The organism is Zeimonas arvi (assembly GCF_008039575.1).
GTDB classification, from domain to species: domain Bacteria; phylum Pseudomonadota; class Gammaproteobacteria; order Burkholderiales; family Burkholderiaceae_E; genus Zeimonas; species Zeimonas arvi.
In genome coordinates this window covers 16,598-31,034 of record NZ_VDUY01000008.1, presented here as the reverse complement: position 1 = coordinate 31,034, position 14,437 = coordinate 16,598, and the positions used below count along the sequence as shown (strand labels likewise).

The 14,437-nt window shown below is 70.5% G+C and carries 15 protein-coding genes and 1 other RNA gene; 8 read left to right on the top strand and 8 right to left on the bottom strand.

Features of this window, described 5'->3' with window-relative positions; genetic code table 11:
- Positions 1–5 precede the first annotated feature (5 nt).
- From recR to ffs, 4 genes are all read right to left on the bottom strand, one after another.
- Positions 6–602, bottom strand: coding sequence for a recombination mediator RecR (gene recR, locus FHP08_RS16765; protein ID WP_147705654.1), 597 nt, complete (start codon positions 600–602; stop codon positions 6–8).
- 49 nt (positions 603–651) lie between these two features.
- Positions 652–978, bottom strand: coding sequence for a YbaB/EbfC family nucleoid-associated protein (locus FHP08_RS16760; protein ID WP_147705653.1), 327 nt, complete (start codon positions 976–978; stop codon positions 652–654).
- Positions 979–982: 4 nt separating this feature from the next.
- Entirely contained in the window at positions 983–2,752 is a 1,770-nt protein-coding gene (gene dnaX / locus FHP08_RS16755) for a DNA polymerase III subunit gamma/tau (protein ID WP_147705652.1), read from the bottom strand.
- An 81-nt stretch (positions 2,753–2,833) separates the two neighbouring features.
- An RNA gene (gene ffs / locus FHP08_RS16750) (signal recognition particle sRNA small type) lies at positions 2,834–2,932 on the bottom strand.
- A 101-nt stretch (positions 2,933–3,033) separates the two neighbouring features.
- Here ffs and trxA point away from each other — a divergent pair.
- The 5 genes from trxA (at position 3,034) to FHP08_RS16725 (ending at position 8,735) form a co-directional block, all read left to right on the top strand.
- The gene (gene trxA / locus FHP08_RS16745) at positions 3,034–3,354 is read left to right on the top strand and encodes a thioredoxin TrxA (protein WP_147705651.1); all 321 of its coding nucleotides are present in this window, start codon (positions 3,034–3,036) and stop codon (positions 3,352–3,354) included.
- Between the two features lie 288 nt (positions 3,355–3,642).
- Positions 3,643–4,908 carry a transcription termination factor Rho gene (gene rho, locus FHP08_RS16740; RefSeq protein WP_147705650.1) on the top strand — a complete coding sequence of 422 codons (1,266 nt, stop codon included), beginning with the start codon at positions 3,643–3,645 and terminating at the stop codon, positions 4,906–4,908.
- Between the two features lie 154 nt (positions 4,909–5,062).
- Positions 5,063–5,317, top strand: coding sequence for a type B 50S ribosomal protein L31 (locus FHP08_RS16735; RefSeq protein ID WP_147705649.1), 255 nt, complete (start codon positions 5,063–5,065; stop codon positions 5,315–5,317).
- A gap of 242 nt (positions 5,318–5,559) precedes the next feature.
- Positions 5,560–7,290, top strand: a complete 1,731-nt coding sequence (locus FHP08_RS16730; protein ID WP_147705648.1) for a glycosyltransferase family 39 protein — start codon at positions 5,560–5,562, stop codon at positions 7,288–7,290.
- The gene (locus FHP08_RS16725; protein ID WP_225879180.1) at positions 7,287–8,735 is read left to right on the top strand and encodes an MATE family efflux transporter; all 1,449 of its coding nucleotides are present in this window, start codon (positions 7,287–7,289) and stop codon (positions 8,733–8,735) included. The genes FHP08_RS16730 and FHP08_RS16725 overlap by 4 nt, the downstream gene beginning before the upstream one ends.
- Here the strand turns inward: FHP08_RS16725 and orn are convergent.
- Entirely contained in the window at positions 8,657–9,319 is a 663-nt protein-coding gene (gene orn, locus FHP08_RS16720; RefSeq protein ID WP_147705647.1) for an oligoribonuclease, read from the bottom strand. The two genes, FHP08_RS16725 and orn, sit on opposite strands and share 79 nt — an antisense overlap.
- 116 nt (positions 9,320–9,435) lie before the next feature.
- On the opposite strand from orn, the gene FHP08_RS16715 reads away from it, so the two are divergent.
- The 3 genes from FHP08_RS16715 to rsgA are packed head-to-tail and all read left to right on the top strand — an operon-like array spanning position 9,436 to position 12,019.
- Positions 9,436–10,713 carry a M48 family metallopeptidase gene (locus FHP08_RS16715; RefSeq protein WP_147705646.1) on the top strand — a complete coding sequence of 426 codons (1,278 nt, stop codon included), beginning with the start codon at positions 9,436–9,438 and terminating at the stop codon, positions 10,711–10,713.
- 10 nt (positions 10,714–10,723) lie between these two features.
- Complete coding sequence (locus tag FHP08_RS16710) at positions 10,724–11,077, top strand: 4a-hydroxytetrahydrobiopterin dehydratase (protein WP_187272340.1); 354 nt, start codon at positions 10,724–10,726, stop codon at positions 11,075–11,077.
- 9 nt (positions 11,078–11,086) lie between these two features.
- Positions 11,087–12,019, top strand: coding sequence for a ribosome small subunit-dependent GTPase A (rsgA, locus tag FHP08_RS16705; protein WP_147705645.1), 933 nt, complete (start codon positions 11,087–11,089; stop codon positions 12,017–12,019).
- Here the strand turns inward: rsgA and FHP08_RS16700 are convergent.
- The 3 genes from FHP08_RS16700 to rplS form a co-directional block, all read right to left on the bottom strand.
- A complete protein-coding gene (locus FHP08_RS16700) occupies positions 11,991–12,986 on the bottom strand; it encodes a CobD/CbiB family protein (RefSeq protein WP_147705644.1) in 996 nt (331 codons plus the stop codon). The two genes, rsgA and FHP08_RS16700, sit on opposite strands and share 29 nt — an antisense overlap.
- A 27-nt stretch (positions 12,987–13,013) precedes the next feature.
- Positions 13,014–13,751, bottom strand: a complete 738-nt coding sequence (locus FHP08_RS16695; protein WP_147705744.1) for a CoA pyrophosphatase — start codon at positions 13,749–13,751, stop codon at positions 13,014–13,016.
- A gap of 174 nt (positions 13,752–13,925) precedes the next feature.
- Positions 13,926–14,306 (bottom strand): 50S ribosomal protein L19, encoded by a 381-nt coding sequence (rplS, locus tag FHP08_RS16690; RefSeq protein WP_147705643.1) that lies wholly within the window; start codon positions 14,304–14,306, stop codon positions 13,926–13,928.
- Positions 14,307–14,437 lie beyond the last annotated feature (131 nt).

Here is a 14,437-nt window from a genome sequence, read left to right as displayed (position 1 = left end):
CCTGGTCAGACGGAGCGCCGGTCGCGCATCGCCTGCGCGATCGTGCTCGGGTCCACGTATTCGAGCTCGCTGCCCACCGGCACGCCGCGCGCCAGGCGCGAGACCTTCAGGCCGCGGGCGCGCAGCAGCTCGCCGATGTAGTGCGCGGTGGCCTCGCCTTCCTGGGTGAAGTTGGTCGCCAGGATCACCTCGCGCAGCGCCGGATCGGCCGCCCGCTCGAGCAGCCGGGCCAGGCCGATCTGCTTCGGTCCGATGCCGTCGAGCGGCGAGAGCCGCCCCATCAGCACGAAGTAGAGGCCGTTGTAGGCCATCGTCTGCTCGACCATCAGCTGGTCGGCCGGCGTTTCGACCACGCACAGCTGCGAAGGATCGCGGCGCGGCGACGAACAGGTCTCGCAGACCTCGAGCTCGGTGAAGGTATTGCAGCGGCTGCAGTGACGGATCCGCGTGACCGCCTCGGACAGCGCGCGCGCCAGCAGCGCCGCGCCCTCGCGGTCGTGCTGCAGCAGGTGATAGGCGAAGCGCTGGGCCGATCGCGCGCCCACGCCGGGCAGGCGGCGCAGGGCTTCGGTCAGCGCTTCGAGCGGCGCCGGGGCCTTCATCGGGCGTCGGGAATGCGGCTCGCGGGGTCGGGAATGCCGCTCGCGGGGATCAGAACGGCATCTTGAAGCCGGGCGGCAGCGGCAGGCCGGCGGTGACCGAGCCCATCTTCTCGGCGGCGGTCTGCTCGGCGCGGCGCAGCGCATCGTTCATGGCGGCCACGACCAGGTCCTCGAGCATGTCCTTGTCGTCGGCGAGCAGGCTGGGATCGATGCTGATGCGCTTGACGTCGTTGCGGCAGGTCACCACGACCTTGACCAGGCCGGCGCCGGACTGGCCCTCGACCTCGACCTGGGCCAGCTGCTCCTGCATCTTCTTCATGTTGTCCTGCATCTGCTGGGCCTGCTTCATCAGGCCCGCGAGCTGGTTCTTCATCATCGTTTCATTCTCCTGGGGGTCGATCGGCGGCGGACGGACGCACCGATCCGGGCACGATCGTGCCGCCGAAATCCTTCAACAAGGTCTGCACGAAGGGGTCGGCCTCGATGGCCGCCTCGGCCTCGGCCTGCCGCTCTGCACGCTGGCGGCTTGCGACCGCCGCGGCGGTGGGCCCCTGCACCACGCCGACCTCGACGCTGAGCCGCACCTCGGCGCCGAAGTGCGCGCCGAGCGCCTCGCGGGCGCGGTTGACGGTGGCCGGCTCGGCCAGCGGCCGGATCGGCACCTTCACCTTGAAGTGCAGGCCTTCGTGATCGACCAGCGCACTCTGCTGCAGGAACTGCGCGGCCATGCCGCCGGCGCGCACGCGGGCGACCAGCGCGGGCCAGTCGCCGTCGAAGGCAGAGGCGCTGGCGGCGGGCGCGGGCTGAGGCGAGAACTGCTCCTGGGGCGAGGGACGGGGCTGCGGTCCGGCGTCGCGCTGCGGTGCCGGCCGGGCTTGCGGCGCGGCAGGCGCCTCGGGCTCCGAGGCCGGTTGGGCGCCGCCGGCTCGCGTCGGCAGCGCGGCGCGAGCCGGCGACGGCGCGCGAAGCGCCGCGCTGCGCGCAGCCGCCGCGGGCCGCGCGAGAGGCGCGGCCGCATTCGGCGCCGTGCCCTGCGCGTTGCCCGGCGCGCCTTCGCCCGCCCGGCCACCCGACTCGTCCGGCCGGAAGGCCAGCATCCGCAGCAGCGTCATGGTGAAGCCGGTGTGCGCATCGGGCGCCAGCGGCAGGTCGCGCTGCGCATGAATCGCGATCTGATAGTGGACCTGGACCTCTTCGGGCGCCAACAGCCCGGCCAGCCGTTCGAGCAGCGGGGCCTCGTCGCCGGGCACCGCCACGCCGGCCTGCACCAGCGCCACCCGCTGCAGCAGCACCGCCAGTTCGGACAGTGCGGTCTCGAAGGGCGCGTTGGCCTCGAGCATGGCGTCGGCCTGCGCCACCAGCGCGGCGCCGTCGCGTTCGGCCAGGCCGTCGAGGATCCTTTCGAGCCACGCCCGGTCGACCACGCCGAGCATCTCGCGCACCGCGGCCTCGGTGAGTTCGCCGCCCGAGAAGGCGATGGCCTGGTCGAGCAGCGACAGCGCGTCGCGCATGCTGCCGGCCGCCGCACGGCCGATCTGGGCCAGCGCGCCGGGTTCGCAGGCGATGCCCTCGGCTTCGAGCACCCGCTGCAGATGCGCGGCGATCGTGGCCGGCGGCATGTTCTTCAGGCTGAACTGCAGGCAGCGCGACAGCACCGTGACCGGCACCTTCTGAGGATCGGTGGTGGCGAGCACGAAGACCACGTGCGGCGGCGGCTCCTCCAGCGTCTTGAGCATCGCGTTGAACGCGTGGTTGCTCAGCATGTGGACTTCGTCGATCACGTAGACCTTGTAGCGGCCCGAGGTCGGCGCGTAGACCGCATTCTCGAGCAGCTGGGTCATGTCCTCGACGCCCCGGTTGGACGCCGCGTCGAGCTCGATGCAGTCGACGAAGCGGCCGGCGTCGATCCCGGTGCAGGCCGCGCAGACGCCGCAGGGCCTGGAGCCGACCCCGGTCTCGCAGTTCAGCGCCTTGGCCAGGATGCGCGCGATCGTGGTCTTGCCCACGCCGCGGGTGCCGGTGAACAGATAGGCATGGTGCAGCCGGCCGCTGTCGAGCGCATGCGTGAGCGCTCGCACGACGTGCTCCTGCCCGACGAGCGATCCGAAATCTCGCGGGCGCCACTTGCGGGCAAGCGCCTGATGGGTCATCGGGAAGCGGGTTCGCGTGGGGTTCGCGTGGAGCTCGGGTAGCGCGGCCCAGCCGGGCCGGCGACCCGGATGAGTGTTCGGGTGGGCGAGCCGGAACCCCGGCACACGCGGGGAAAGGCTGTGGCTGCTTCCTTCCGGACCTGACCAGGTTCACCCGTCCGCGCTGCGGGGAGGCCCGCCCGGAACGGATTCTATCAGCCGGCGTTATGATGGCGTTTCCGACGAAGCCGGGCCGTGCAACCGATCTCGATGGGCGAGCGGGCGCGCCGGCGGGAGCCAGAATGTCAATCCAGCACATTTCCGACGAGAACTTCCAACAGGCAGTCCTCGAGTCCGACCTGCCGGTCCTGGTCGACTACTGGGCCGAATGGTGCGGCCCCTGCAAGATGATCGCGCCCATCCTCGACGAGGTCGCTCGCGATTACGGCGACAAGATCCGGGTGGTCAAGGTCAACGTCGACGAGAACCAGTCGGTGCCGGCCAAGTACGGCATCCGCGGCATCCCCACCCTGATGCTGTTCCGCAACGGCGCGGTGGTCGACACCAAGGTCGGCGCGCTTTCCAAGTCGCAGCTCACGCTGTTTCTGGACAGCCATCTCTGATTCGTTGTAAAGTCGCGCCGCCGGGCTTCCGGCGGCCAGCCTGACGTCTTTCCGGGCCGGAACCGCCGAACCCTCCGGCCTCGGCGGCAACTCTCTCGGCAGCGGCCCGGCATCCCCGGCCAGCGCCCGGCCCGCCGGCCCCGGATCCTCGCGATCCGCCGAATTCCCGATCAGGCATCCAGGGCGGTCGTTGCGCCGCCCAGTCAATCGTTCGACACCTCTTCGTCCGACATCCCTTCATCCGACGCACATCCGTCCGTCCACGTCCCCAGCGGGGAGCCCGTCTACATGCATCTGTCCGAACTGAAAGCTCAGCACGTCTCGCAGCTGATCGAACTGGCCGCGAGCCTCGACATCGAGAACGCCAACCGCCTGCGCAAGCAGGAACTGATGTTCGCGATCCTGAAGCGCATGGCCAAGACCGGCGAGCAGATCTTCGGCGACGGCGTGCTCGAGGTGCTGCCCGACGGATTCGGCTTCCTGCGCTCGCCCGAGACTTCCTACCTGGCGAGCACGGACGACATCTACATCTCGCCTTCGCAGATCCGCCGCTTCAACCTGCACACCGGCGACTCGATCGAAGGCGAAGTCCGCACCCCGAAGGAAGGCGAGCGCTACTTCGCGCTGGTCAAGGTCGACAAGATCAACGACGCTCCGCCCGAGGCGAGCAAGAACAAGATCCTGTTCGAGAACCTGACGCCGCTGCACCCGAACAAGCCGATGGTGCTCGAGCGGGACATCAAGGCCGAGGAGAACATCACCGGCCGGATCATCGACATGATCGCGCCGATCGGGAAAGGCCAGCGCGGCCTGATCGTGGCGCCGCCCAAGGCCGGCAAGACGGTGCTGATGCAGCACATGGCGCACGCGATCACTGCCAACCACCCGGACGTGGTGCTGATCGTGCTGCTGATCGACGAGCGCCCCGAGGAAGTCACCGAGATGAGCCGCTCGGTGCGCGGCGAGGTCGTCGCCTCGACCTTCGACGAGCCGGCCACCCGGCACGTGCAGGTCGCCGAGATGGTGATCGAGAAGGCCAAGCGCCTGGTCGAGCACAAGAAGGACGTGGTGATCCTGCTCGACTCGATCACCCGCCTGGCGCGCGCCTACAACACGGTGGTGCCGGCCTCGGGCAAGGTGCTGACCGGCGGCGTGGACGCCAACGCGCTGCAGCGCCCGAAGCGCTTCTTCGGCGCGGCCCGCAACATCGAGGAAGGCGGATCGCTGACCATCATCGCCACCGCGCTGATCGACACCGGCAGCCGGATGGACGAGGTCATCTACGAGGAGTTCAAGGGCACCGGCAACATGGAGCTGCACCTGAACCGCCGGATGATGGAGAAGCGGGTCTACCCGGCCATCGACATCAACCGCTCGGGCACCCGCCGCGAAGAGCTGCTGATCAAGCCCGACGTGCTGCAGAAGATCTGGATCCTGCGCAAGCTGCTGCACGACATGGACGAGCTCGAGGCGATGGAGTTCCTGCTCGACAAGGTGCGCCAGACCAAGAGCAACCAGGAATTCTTCGAGATGATGCGGGGCTCCTCGCGCTGACCTGGAAGACTTGCCAGAACAGCACGATCTTTCTTATAATTGCGGGCTTTGCTGACCGGATTCGCGCGCAAACTCGACTGATGGCGCCGCGGCCGGAACCCTTGCGCCAGTCAGCCCGACCCGGTCGCAGGCCAGCCCAACCGAGGTATTCCCGATGAAAGAAGGCATCCACCCCGCGTATCGCGACGTCGTTTTCCAGGACATGGCCAGCGACTTCCGGTTCATCACGCGCTCGACCGTGAACACCCGCGAGAAGATCACGATCGACGGCAAGGAATACCCGCTGTTCAAGCTCGACGTGAGCTCCGAGTCGCATCCGTTCTATACCGGCGCGCAGCAGCGCGTGAACGAGGCGGGCCGCGTCGAGAAGTTCCGCCAGAAGTTCGCCCGGTCCGGCAAGGCCGGCTGAATCGGCGAGGGGAAGGCCGGCTGATCCGGCCTTTCGGAGAAGCCGACCCGGCTTCCGGGCAAGCCGACCCGGCCGGCGCGCCGATACGCCAGCAGGGCCGGTTCGCAAGAATCGAGAAGGGCAGCTTCGGCTGCCCTTTTCTTTGCCGCGCGCAGCGCCGACGCTTGGCCGCGCTCGGCGCCAACGATTGCCCGCACTCGGCGCTGATGATCACCCGCACTCAGCGCTAAGCTTCTCGAGACATGCGACCCTTCATCGTCACCGAGATCGAAGCCGGAAAGCTGCCCCGCTGGGGCCTGCTGCTGCTGTGCGTGCTCTACGTGCTGCCCGGCTTCGTCGGTCGCGATCCCTGGCGCACCGAAGACGCCGCCGGCTTCGGCATCGCACTCACGATGGGCCGCGGCGGGCTTTCCGACTGGCTGATGCCCAACATAGCCGGCGACATGGTGCCGGCGCAGGGGCCCCTGCCCCACTGGATCGCCGGCGCCTTCGCCCGCCTGGGCAGCCCCTGGGCTCCCGACGCGCTGTTCACCGAGCACGCGATGGTCCGTCTCGCCACCGTGCTGCTGCTGGCCGCCGCGCTGGCGCTCGTCTGGTACGCGAGCTTCGCGCTGGCCCGCCGCCCTGGCGCGCAGCCTTCGGACCCGTTCGGCGCCTCGGCAACCAGCACCGACTTCGCGCGGGCGATCGCCGACTCGGTGTTGCTGGTCACCATGGCCACCTTCGGCCTGATCACCCGGATGCACGAGACCACCGCGGATGTAGCGCAGGTCACCTGGGTGGCCGCCTTCCTGTTCGGCTGCGCCACCGCGCTGGAGCGGCCGGTACGCGGCGGGGCGATCGCCGGCGCGGCGATCGCGGCCACCTTGCTCAGCCGCGGCTTGCCGCTGGCGATCGCCATGCTGATGCTGCTGATCGCGCTGCCGCCGCTGGTCCGGGCCTTCTCCCTGGTGCGCAGGCCGATGCTCGCCACCGCGATCCCGGTGACCCTTCTCGGCGCGCTGGCCTGGCCGCTGGCGCTGGCCGCGGGCGACGCTGCCATGCAGCAGCACCTCGCCGACTGGCTGCAGGCCCAGGCCGAGACCGCCTCGGGCCCCAGCATCGAGGGCCTCGCCTATTTCGTGCGCACCACGCCCTGGTTCTACTGGCCTGCCTGGCCGGTAGCCACCTGGGCAATCTGGCGCTGGCGCCAGCGCTGGACCGAGCCGGCGGTGGCACTGCCCTTGCTTGCCGCCGCCGCCTTCAGCCTGCAGGCGCTGATCGCGCCGCAGGGCATCGAGGGCCGTCTGCTGCCGGCCGCGCTTCCGCTGGCCTTGCTGGCCGGCGTGGGCCTGCCGACGCTCCGGCGCGGCATCGTCAGCCTGATCGACTGGTTCGCGGTGACCAGCTTCACGCTGTTCGGCGTGGCGATCTGGGCCTGGTGGATCGCGTTGATGACCGGTTTCCCGCCCCGCATGGCCTATCGCGCCTCGCAGCTGGCGCCGGGCTTCATGCCCTCGGGCATCGTGCCGGGGCTCGTGCTGGGGGTGCTGGCCACGCTGGCCTGGCTGGCGCTGGTGCGCTGGCGCATCGCCCGCCGGCCGCGGATGATCTGGCGCGCGATGGCGCTTTCCTGCGGTGGCCTGGTCCTCGCCTGGTTCCTGCTGATGACGCTCTGGCTGCCGGTGTTCAACGAGCGCAACACTTATCGCGACGTGGCCCTGGGGCTGCGCACCGCGCTGGCCGCGGCGCCCGAGGACTGCGTGAGCACCCGCGGCCTGGGTCCGGCGCAGCGGGCCAGCTTCCTCTATTTCGCGCGCCCGCGCTTCGACAATGACGGCGCCTGTCGCTGGCTGCTGATCCAGGACGACGGGCCGATCGCGCAGACGCCGGCCGAGCGGCTGCGCGACGCCGAACCGGTCTGGCAGGGCCAGCGGCGGTCCGAGCGCGGCGAGCGCTTCCGGCTCTACCGGCTCGATCCGTTCCGGAAGTGAACCGCGACATCCTGAAGCTCGCCTGGCCGGTCTTCATCGGCCAGGTGGCGGTGATGCTCAATGGCGTCATCGACACGATGATGGCGGGCCGGCTGTCCGCGGTCGACGTGGCCGCGGTGGGCCTGGGCGCCAGCATCTACATCACCGTCTACGTGGGCCTGATGGGCGTGCTGCTGGCGCTCGCGCCGATCGCGGCCCAGCACTGGGGCGCGGGCCGGCCCGAGCGCATTGCCGAGGCCACCGGCCAGGCCATCTGGCTGGCGCTGGCGCTGGCCGTGCCCGGCTGCATCGCGCTCGGCTGGACCGAACCCTGGCTGGCGTTCGCGCAGGCGCCCGACGAGGTGGCGGGCGTGGCCCGCGGCTACCTGCTGGCCGTGGCCGCCGGGTTGCCGGCGGCGCTGCTCTTTCGCGTCTTCTATGCGCTGTCGAACGCGATCGCCCGGCCTCGCACGGTGATGGCGATCAACCTGGCCGGCGTGGCGCTCAAGCTGCCCTTGAATGCGCTGTTCATGCACGGCTGGCAGACCGAGGCCGGCCAGGTGCTGGTGCCGGCGCTCGGGGGCGCGGGCGCCGGGGTGGCCACCGCGATCGTGCTCTGGCTGTCGCTGCTGCTGTCGCTGGTCGCGCTCTACGCGATGCCGATCTACCGGTCGCTGCGCATCCGCTGGCCGATCCGGCCCGACACGGCGCAGCTGCGCGAGCTGCTGCAACTGGGCCTGCCGATCGGCGGCGCCTATCTGGTCGAGGTGACCTCCTTTGCGTTCATGGCGCTGTTCCTGGCCCGGCTCGGCGCCACCGTGGCCGCCAGCCACCAGATCGCGGCGAACCTGGCCGCACTCGCCTACATGGTGCCGCTCGCGCTGGCCAACGCCACCAGCACGATGGTGGCGCAATCGATCGGCGCGGGCAGGCCGGACCGGGCGCGTGCCTACGGCCGCCACGGCCTGCGGCTCGCGATCGGGATCGCCTGCGCGATCTCCGCGGCCCTGTGGTTCGGGCGCGAAGGCATCGTCGGCGCCTACACCACCGATGCGGCCGTGGCCGCCGCCGCGGCCCCGCTGGTCGCGCTGGTGGCCGCCTTCCACCTCTTCGACGCGATCCAGGCAACCGCCACCTTCGTGCTGCGCGCCCACCGCATCACCACGCTGCCGATGCTGGTCTACCTGGTCTGCCTGTGGGGCGTCGGCCTGGGAGGCGGTTGGTGGCTGGCCTTCGGCGTGGGCGCCGGGGACTCCCAGCTGGGGCAGGCGGTGGCCGGCGCGCGCGGCTTCTGGATCGCTGCCGGCGCGAGCCTGATGGCCGCGTCGGTCCTGCTGGCGCTGATCCTGCGCAGCGTGTGGCGGGAGTGCGAGCCAGCCTCGCGGATTCAGACCGGCGGCGGCAGCGCGTCGGCGGCCGCAGGCGCGGCGGTCTCGATCGACAGCACCAGGAAGCGTTCGCGGTAGTAGCGCAGCTCGTCGATCGACTCGACGATGTCGGCCAGTGCGGTGTGCGCGCCGCGTTTGGTGAAGCCCTTGGCCAGGTCGGGGCGCCAGCGCTTGCAGAGCTCCTTGAGCGTGCTGACGTCGAGGTTCCGGTAGTGGAACCAGGCCTCGAGCTGCGGCATGTAGCGGGCCATGAAGCGCCGGTCCTGGCAGACCGAGTTGCCGCACATCGGCGACTTGCCGGTCGGCACCAGCGGCGCGAGGAAGGCGAGCATCGCCTGCTCGGCGTCGGCCTCGCTGCTGCGCGAGGCCTTGACCCGGTCGATCAGCCCCGAGCGCCCATGCGTGGACTTGTTCCACTGGTCCATCGCGTCGAGCACCGAGTCGGGCTGGGCGATCGCGATCGCCTCGCTCTGCGCCACCACCTGCAGCGCGTTGTCGGTGACCACGATCGCGATCTCGATGATCCGGTCGACCGCCGGATTCAGGCCGGTCATCTCCATGTCGACCCAGATCAGCCGGGTCTCGTCGGGTACCGCGCGGGGAGCGCTGGCGCCGGCGTTCGCAGCGGTCTGCGAGTAAGTCTGCGAAGGGGGCTGTGACATAATTTTCTCCGGCCGGCATTGTCCCACAGCCCTTCGCGCCGCTTGCGCCCGCTCGGCCAGGCCCGCCGCAGCCAGCCCCCGCGCCAGCCAAGCTCGATAACCCTGTCCGAACCGCCTTGACCGAATCGCCGTCCCTGCATCCGTTCACCCTGCTCTTCGTCGCCGCGCTGCTGCTCTCGGTCGCCCTGCGCTTCTGGCTGGCCAGCCGCCAGGTGAGGCACGTCGCCCGTCACCGGGGCGCGGTGCCCAATGGGTTCGCCGACCGGATCGGGCTCGCCGCGCACCAGCGTGCGGCGGACTACACGATCGCGCGCGTACGGCTGGGCATCGTCGAGACGGTCGTCTCCGCCGTCCTGCTGATCGGGTTCACGATGCTCGGCGGGTTGCAGTGGCTGATGGGCGCCGCGCAGGCCATCGCCCCGGGCTCGCCTGCGATCGCGTCAGCGATCTTCGTCGCGCTGGTGGTGCTCACCGGCGCCATCGTCGACCTGCCCATCGAGGCCTGGCGGCGCTTCCGGCTGGAACAGCGCTTCGGCTTCAACCGGATGACCCCGGCGCTGTTCGTGGCGGACACGCTCAAGGGCGCGCTGGTCGGCGCTGCGCTGGGGCTGCCGCTGCTGGCGCTGGTGCTCTGGCTGATGCGCGCCAGCGGCGAGCTGTGGTGGCTGTGGACCTGGATCGCCTGGATGGCCTTCAACCTGGCGGTCATGGTGCTCTTCCCGACCGTGATCGCGCCCTTGTTCAACAGGTTCGAGCCGCTGCCGGAAGGGGAGGTCCGCGACCGGGTGCAGGCGCTGCTCTCGCGCTGCGGCTTTCGCGCCCGCGGCCTGTTCGTGATGGACGGCAGCCGCCGGTCGGCGCACGGCAACGCCTACTTCACCGGCCTGGGGCGCGCGCGCCGCATCGTGTTCTTCGACACGCTGCTCGCCAGGCTCGACGCCGACGAGATCGAAGCGGTGCTCGCCCACGAGCTCGGCCACTTCAAGCTGCGGCACATTCCCAAGCGCATCGCGCTCACCTTCGGGATCAGCCTGGCGGGCCTCTGGCTGCTGGGCTGGCTGTCGCGCCAACCCTGGTTCTACCAGGCGCTGGGCCTCACCCCCGAGCCGGCGATGGCCGATGCCGCGGCGCTGGTGCTGTTCTTCCTGGCGCTGCCGGTGTTCGCCTTCCCGCTGCAGCCGCTGTTCGCGCTGGCCTCGCGGCGCCACGAATTCCAGGCCGACGCCTTCGCGGCGGCCCAGACCGACCCGAAGCACCTGGCCAGCGCGCTGGTCAAGCTGTACGAGGACAATGCCTCGACGCTCACGCCCGACCCGGTGCATTCGACCTTCCACGATTCGCATCCGCCCGCCGTCCAGCGCATCGGACGACTGACGGCCGCGCCCGCCACCTGAGCAGCCCCCGATGAAACCCGCCCTCACCCGCCAGCAGCTCGTGTCGCGCAAGTCCCGCCCCATGGAAGGCGAGCGTGCCTACACCGACAGCGAAATCGAAGTGCAGTTGTCCGAGCTCGCCGGCTGGTCCTTCCGCCACGGCGCGATCGAACGCACCTACGCGTTTCGCGACTACCACGACACGATCGCCTTCGTGAACGCGCTGGCCTGGATGGTCCACAGCGAGGACCACCATCCCGACCTGCAGGTCGGCTACAACCGCTGCGCGGTGCGCTGGAACACCCATTCGGTGGGCGGCGTGTCCGAGAACGACTTCGTCTGCGCGGCCAAGTCCGACGCGGTCTTCGCGCGCGCGCTTGGCTGACCGCAGCCGATGCCTGCGCTGGTCGCAGCCGAACCCGCGCTGGTCACGGCCAGCTACGGCCGCCACTACCTGGTCCGCCCTGCCCAAACGGGCGGCGAGCTGATCGCGGTCTCCCGCGGCAAGCGCACCGACGCCTGCGTGGGCGATGTCGTTTCGATCCGCCGCACCGGCGAGGGCCAGGCGGTCATCGAGTCGATCTCGCCCAGGCGAAACCAGATCCTTCGCAGCGACCAATGGCGCAGCAAGCTGCTCGCTGCCAACGTGGACCAGGTCGGCGTGGTGCTGGCGGGCGATCCGCCCTTCTCGGAGGAACTGCTGCTTCGGATCCTGTGCGCCGCCTCGGTGGCCGGCGTGCCGGTGGCGCTGATCGCGAACAAGATCGATCTCGGCGAGGCCCACGCGGCGATCCGCGCGCGGCTCGACGCCTGCCGCGCGCTGGGCCTGCCGGTGTTCGAGATCGCGGCCCGCGGCAGTGCCAGCCGGGTGCGCGACACGCTGCGCGGCTGGCTCGAGCGCCGCACCACCCTGCTGGTCGGCCAGTCCGGCATGGGCAAGTCCACGCTGGTCAACACCTTGGTGCCCGACGCCGACCTGCGCACCCAGGCGATCTCCACCGCGCTGGCCACCGGCCGGCACACGACCACCTTCACCCGGCTGTTCGACCTGCCCGAGGCGGTCGCCACCGACGCGCGGTTGATCGACACGCCCGGCTTCCAGACCTTCGGCATCGCGCACCTGTCGGCCTCGCAACTCGCGCACGCGATGCCCGAGTTCGCCCCGCTGCTTGGCCGCTGCCGCTTCAACGACTGCACCCACCGCGGCGAGCCCGGCTGCGCGGTGCGCGCGGCCACGGAGGCGGGCAACATCGACGCGCGCCGCTTCCAGCTTTACGGACGCCTGGTCGAGGAAACGCTCAGCGCCCCATCCAGGCCGAGACCGTGATCAGGGCGAACAGCCCGATCCAAAGGATCAGCGAACGCCAGACCAGGCCGGCCGCCCCCGGCAGGCTGGCCGGCTGCGCCTCGCCGCCCGGGCACTCGAAGGGCCGCGCGCTGCCCGCCCAGCGCTGCGCCAGCGCAGGGTCGGCGAGCCGCACGCCGAGCGCGCCGCTGCCCACCGCCATCAGCACCGAGCGAGAGTCCCAGTGCCCGACGGCGGCACTGGCGCCTCGCCAGCAGTAGACGGCGTCCTCGAAGTTGCCGACGATCGCGAAGCCGGCAGCGGTGAGCCGCACCGGGACCCAGTCGATGATCGCGAAGGCGCGGGTCGCGAAGGCGGCCCAGGGCGTCGCCGCGCCGTTCGTCGATCCGGTCTCCGCAGCCGGCACGGGCGCCTCGCGGTCCCGCCGCTGCCAGTGCCGGACCAGCAGCTCGGCCACCCGGTACAGCACGGGGCCGATCGCGCCCGGCAGGACGATGTAGCAGAAGAGCGGCCCGAGCACGTGGCGGTGCGCTGCCAGCAGCGCGTGTGCGATGGCCTGGCGGCAGGTGCTGGCGACCGTCGTCTCGCGGTCGGCGAAGGCCTCCTCGGCCGGATCCTCGCCGCGCAGCCATCCCGACAGCACGCGCCGCGCGCCCTCGGCGTCGTCGGCGGCGAGCGCGATCCGGATCTCGGTGAAGGCCTGGCTGAACTGCCGGAAGCCCACGGTGCAGTACAACACGAAGACGTGCAGGGCAAAGAGCGCGAGCGGATGGATCGCCTGGGCGATCGACTCGACCAGCATCACTGCCGCGACGCTGCCGCCGATCACCACCGCCCAGCCGATCGCGCCGTGCCGGCGCTCGCCACCGTCGAGATTGCGCCGGACCATCGCCGCGAAACCCGCGAACAACGAATGCACCCGGTTTCCCGGCCGCAAGGGACGCGATTGCTCGATCAGCAGTGCGAGGACGAGTGCGAAGAATCCCATCGGTCCTTCCTTCGTGGATGTCGCCGTTCAGGCGCTCAGCAGACGATACAGATTGCGAAGCATGGCCGCGGTCGCACCCCAGATGAAGTACTCGTCGGCCGCCGGATGAGGCCGCCAGGGCATCGCCCAGAAGATCCTCTGCTCGCCGGCGACCTCGATCAGACGCTGCTGGTGATGCCGGGGGTCCATCAGGAACCCGAGCGGCACCTCGAAGATCGCGGCGACCTCGTGCGGGTCGGGGCGGGCCTCGAAGCCCGGCTCCACCAGGCCGACCACAGGCGTGACCTGGAAACCGGTGCCGGTCAGGTACTCGGGCAAGCGGCCGATCACCTCGACCCGCGAGGGCTCCAGACCGACCTCTTCGTGCGCCTCGCGCAGGGCGGTGTGCACCGGCGTGCGGTCGGCCGGCTCGTGACGGCCGCCCGGAAACGCGACCTGCCCGGAGTGCTGGCGCAGGTGGGCGGTGCGCTGGGTGAGGAGCACCGCCGGACCGGCGGCGTGCAGCACGATCGGCAACAGCACGGCCGCGGGGCGCGGCGGGCCCACGTGCAGGCGGATCCGGTCGCCGGTCATCTCCGGCGACCACCGGGGCGGATTCGAGAAGCGCTCGCGCAGCCGATCGGCCGCCAGGCAGTCGCAGCCCACCGCCGGCAAGGCCTCGGGACCGTCGGCCACGACCGCCGCCTGGCGCGGGTCGAAGGCGGGCGCCACCGCGGTCGGCGGCGCCTCGGTCGTCGACGAGCCTGGTGTCTGCGAGTCGGGCATCTTGCGGGTCGGCGGGGTCATGGAAGGCGGGTCATCGTGGCGCGAAGGATCCTGACAGCTGTGCCGGACATCATCGGAGAAAACAAAAAAGGGCGCATCGCTGCGCCCTTCTGCCGGTCGGCAATCCCGGCCGGCCGGCCGACCCGCCGGGGGCCGGCCAGAGTGCGGAAGCGATCAGGCCGCCGCGTTGCCCGAGGTCTTGCCGGGCAGCTTTTCCTTGATCCGCGCCGACTTGCCCGAGCGCGCGCGCAGGTAGTACAGCTTGGCGCGGCGAACGTCGCCACGGCGCTTGACCTCGATGCCGGCGATCAGCGGCGAGTAGAGCTGGAAGGTGCGCTCGACTCCCTCACCCGAGGAGATCTTGCGAACGATGAACGAGGAGTTCAGGCCCCGATTGCGACGGCCGATGACCACGCCTTCGAAGGCCTGGACGCGCTTGCGCGTGCCCTCGACCACGTTCACGCTCACGACCACGGTGTCGCCGGGCGCGAAATCGGGAATGGTCTTGCCGAGCCGGGAAATTTCTTCCTGCTCGAGCTTTTCGATCAGATTCATGTGCGCTCCTGGACCATCTTGCGCCGGGGGGTTGGAGAATTTCTGTTCCGGGCAGAGGATGGGTTCTGCGGAATTCCGCAAAGCCGAAAATTATAGCTGTTCCGGCCGGATCTGGCCAGCTGCGCCGGCCA